7 protein-coding genes are annotated in these 3,539 nt (G+C 36.0%); 4 read left to right on the forward strand and 3 right to left on the reverse strand.

What is annotated here, in order from left to right; genetic code table 11:
• Window positions 1-14 precede the first annotated feature (14 nt).
• A complete protein-coding gene (locus ACFILW_RS09165; RefSeq protein ID WP_375685634.1) occupies window positions 15-335 on the reverse strand; it encodes a hypothetical protein in 321 nt (106 codons plus the stop codon).
• Between the two features lie 346 nt (window positions 336-681).
• Between ACFILW_RS09165 and ACFILW_RS09170 the strand changes: the two genes are divergently transcribed.
• On the forward strand, window positions 682-864 hold the full coding sequence (locus ACFILW_RS09170) for a type II toxin-antitoxin system HicA family toxin (protein ID WP_006589116.1): 183 nt from the start codon (window positions 682-684) through the stop codon (window positions 862-864).
• 20 nt (window positions 865-884) lie between these two features.
• A complete protein-coding gene (locus tag ACFILW_RS09175) occupies window positions 885-1,307 on the forward strand; it encodes a type II toxin-antitoxin system HicB family antitoxin (protein WP_375624121.1) in 423 nt (140 codons plus the stop codon).
• A gap of 3 nt (window positions 1,308-1,310) precedes the next feature.
• Here ACFILW_RS09175 and ACFILW_RS09180 read toward each other — a convergent pair whose 3' ends face one another.
• Together ACFILW_RS09180 and ssb are read right to left on the reverse strand one after the other, a co-directional pair.
• A complete protein-coding gene (locus ACFILW_RS09180; RefSeq protein WP_375685632.1) occupies window positions 1,311-1,853 on the reverse strand; it encodes a hypothetical protein in 543 nt (180 codons plus the stop codon).
• 11 nt (window positions 1,854-1,864) lie between these two features.
• Complete coding sequence (gene ssb / locus ACFILW_RS09185) at window positions 1,865-2,320, reverse strand: single-stranded DNA-binding protein (RefSeq protein ID WP_375624117.1); 456 nt, start codon at window positions 2,318-2,320, stop codon at window positions 1,865-1,867.
• 319 nt (window positions 2,321-2,639) lie between these two features.
• Here ssb and ACFILW_RS09190 point away from each other — a divergent pair, with 319 nt between their 5' ends.
• On the forward strand, window positions 2,640-2,831 hold the full coding sequence (locus ACFILW_RS09190; RefSeq protein ID WP_004859817.1) for a hypothetical protein: 192 nt from the start codon (window positions 2,640-2,642) through the stop codon (window positions 2,829-2,831).
• A gap of 67 nt (window positions 2,832-2,898) precedes the next feature.
• Entirely contained in the window at window positions 2,899-3,327 is a 429-nt protein-coding gene (locus ACFILW_RS09195) for a type II toxin-antitoxin system HicB family antitoxin (protein WP_375613907.1), read from the forward strand.
• Window positions 3,328-3,539: the final 212 nt, after the last annotated feature.

The raw sequence follows: 3,539 nt of genomic DNA on the forward strand, positions 1-3,539 counted from the left end.
ATTAATTTCAACTTCTAAGCCTTTTTTGGGGTAGGTGTTGATGGCTTGGAAACTTTAGATGCTTTAGGCTTTTCGAGTGGAATTTCCTCTGTCACTGGTTCAGACGATGTTTGTACGGCTTCTTGTTTTATCTGCTTAATTTGTTCAACTGCCTTGTCTGTTTTTGCTGTTGTCTTGACTCCAATAAAAGGTTTTACAGCATTAGCGCGCTTGAGACGTGCGTAGACTTGATTAGAAACTTCAACAAATGGATTATTGGGTGTTGATGGTTCAAATCGAACAGTGCTTTTATTGTCTCCAACAACACACATTGGCTTAGTGATGACAGCTTTCATCATTGCTCCTTTTGAGTCATAATTAATGACATCGTTAGTCAAATATTGATTTTTGTTATTTGAAAAATAGATTAGTCAGAATTACCGAGAAAACAGGGCTTTCTAGCTACGTTTCAAGTTCATATTTTACTGAATTTTTGGGGATATTTTTGAATTTTAAACACAATACGACTAGTGCAGTACCGTCATTAAATACGATTTTTTATACTATGTCAACAAAAAAAATCATGATCTTGTATTTTTTTTATTTTTTTACCTAAATATGGTGTTTTAAAAGATATTCTTTATTTTCCTTTAACGAAACATTTATGTTGTATTGAAACATTTTAGATGTTATATTATTATAATGAATAGTCAAGAATTGAAAAGATATCTTATAAAGCATGGTTGCAGTTTTACTTCAGGGAAAGGTGGACATTTGCTTGTAAAGCGCGGTTCTAAAAAGTCCGTTTTACCTATGCATGGTACGCGAAAAGAATTAGGAACAGGATTAGTCCAGAAGATTCTTAAAGATCTTGACCTAAAATAAGCCTGAATATGGAGGTGTAAATGAAATATGCAATCAAATTTATCAAAGATGACAATGATACTCTTCTAGTCGTCTCTAAAGACTTTCAGGAATTTATTACCTATGGTAACGATGAAAAAGAGGCTTTGGAACAGGCTAAAAATGCACTTTTAACAGTCATTATGGGGCGTTTTCAAGATCGTGAACCTATTCCCTTTGGACATCGTGATATTGCCTATCCTTTTGTTGAAGTATCTTCATTGGTGACTTTAAAAATTGCAATACATAACGCTATGATTGAAAAAAACTTACGCAAAGCTGATCTCGTACGTCTTTTAAAACTTCATCCAGTACAAATTGACCGATTGTTGGATTTAAACCACGCAACCAAATTAGATGCCTTAGAATCTACTCTCATTGCTCTTGGAAAAGAGGTTGCCATTAATATCCAAGACGCCGCTTGAAAATTACCGGTTTTGCGTAAAATGTTTATAAAGCGCATTAAGAGCAATGCGCAATGAAAGCACAAGGTGTGGTAGTGATTGATCTTCTATGACAAGATACTGTAATGCGGCATGAAGGTTATATTGACGGTGTAAACATTGAGCTTCTTGAACAACATCTTTTACAGCTAAAAGACGTTGTGTTGCCTTCTGTACCCATTTCTCTCTTGCTCCGTTATCAGAAGTTGTAGGCATTTCATCATAAATTGCATTAGGCAATGCTTTTGCACATAGGTAATTGTTTTTCACTTCAAGATATTTTTGCGCAGCATCATATTGGTCTTGATTTATTTTGCCTTGCAAATAAAGCCGCCCGATATAGGTGCCGGAAAGCGGATTTTTAGCCTCTTCTATGGTCAAGCCAAAGCGCTTAGCACGCATTTCAATTGCCAATTTATCCATGGGTTCATGCGGTGTTTTTGCTCGTGAGATACGTCCATTTGGTTCTCTGATACATCCTTTAATCCGTGGACGACCGCGTTTTGCACGTTTTTTTCTTTTTGTCATATTTTTTTCAATCAGAATGGTATGCTATCATTATTAATGAGTGCACTATGATCAGCAGCCCCTGAAGCGATAGCATAATTTTGAGAAGTAATAGGTGAAGGGGTAGGGGATGCCGATTGATCTTTTTTGGCATCAAGCAAATACAACTCGCCTTTGAATTGTGGTAAGACAATCTCTGTTGTATAACGGTCATGCCCATTTTTATCTTGCCATTTGCGTGTCTGTAATTTTCCTTCTATGTAAACCTTTGAACCTTTGTTGAGATATTGAAGTGCAATTTTTGCCAAATGTGGATTAAAAATCACAACTGAATGCCATTCTGTTTTCTCTACTTTTTGATTGGTTTTTTTATCTGTATAGCTCTCAGAAGTCGCTATACTAAAATTGACTATTTCTGCTCCAGAATTCATTGTTTTGCTTTCGGGATTAGCACCAAGGCGCCCGATTAACGTCACTTTATTTAGCATATTTGTAGCCCCATTAGATTAGCAATTTATACATGAAAAATCCTAGCATAATTTTCTTATTTATTCAATTATTTCAGTTTGTTAATAACAGTTTTTTTAAGTATTACATTATAATATTAATTTGACAAATTATTCATCAAAAAACCATGTCACACAAATGGCACAGCTTTCTTATTTCTGCTTTTAACTTTCCAATAAATATCCTTTTATTAAGAGTCTGTATTTATTAAGAGTCTGTATCAAACTTTTTTGTTCGATTTATTGTTGACTATCGAACCTTTTTGTGCGATATTCATTTTATGCAGAAAGGGGAGGCTAAATGAAACGAGAAGCGCTGCTTAGGGAATTACGTAAAGAAGCCAGAAAAAGAGGCATTCATTATAGTGAAGCTCCTGATGCAGGTAAAGGGTCACATTATTTGGTAACTTTTGGAGACAAGACAACCGTTATAAAATCTGGTGAATTGACCCCACTTTACGTGAAAATAATAAAAAAGCAGTTGGGGGTATGAGTTACTCTCTCAATGGCTTAAATTTTTCGTTTCAAAAGCATTTCGATTATGGCGAGGAGATCTAAACATGGAGTACACGTATCAAGCAAAACTGGAATCTGATCCAGATGGTGGTTTTATTGTAACCTTTCCAGATGTACCAGAAGCAATAACAGCTGGAGAAAATAGAACTGAGGCATTAGAGAATGCTGTTGAAGCTTTAGGGTTAGCATTACGGAGCTATCCTATGCGCGGTTTACCTTTACCAGTACCACAGCAATATAAAGACCTTGTAGAGGTCACGGTAGATGCTTGGAATGCTCTTAAACTTGCAGTGGTAGAAGCCTTTAATGAAGCGAATATCACAAAAACAGAATTGGCACATCGTTTGGGTAAAAAAGAAACAGAAGCAAGACGCATTCTTGATCCAAATTATCCAACTAAGCTTCAAACACTAGAGCAAGCACTGAGCGTTCTTGGCAAGCAAGTCATTATTACAATCAAAAACGCGGCTTGAAACGTCTTCCCCACCTTGTAAAGATGGGGAAGGGGGATGTTTTTTACTTAAGCAACCTTTTTAATGGGAGGCTCCAAATTTGGTTCATAAGTTCGCAACAAAGAATCCATACGATGTGGAAGTTCTGAAGCTCCGAAATCTGTCAAAATTGCCAAGATTTTTGTAATATTGGGTACGTCATCTTGAAGCTTTAAAACCAGAGCATCTACGAC

This window comes from Bartonella sp. TT110JLCBS (assembly GCF_042193405.1).
Lineage (GTDB): Bacteria > Pseudomonadota > Alphaproteobacteria > Rhizobiales > Rhizobiaceae > Bartonella.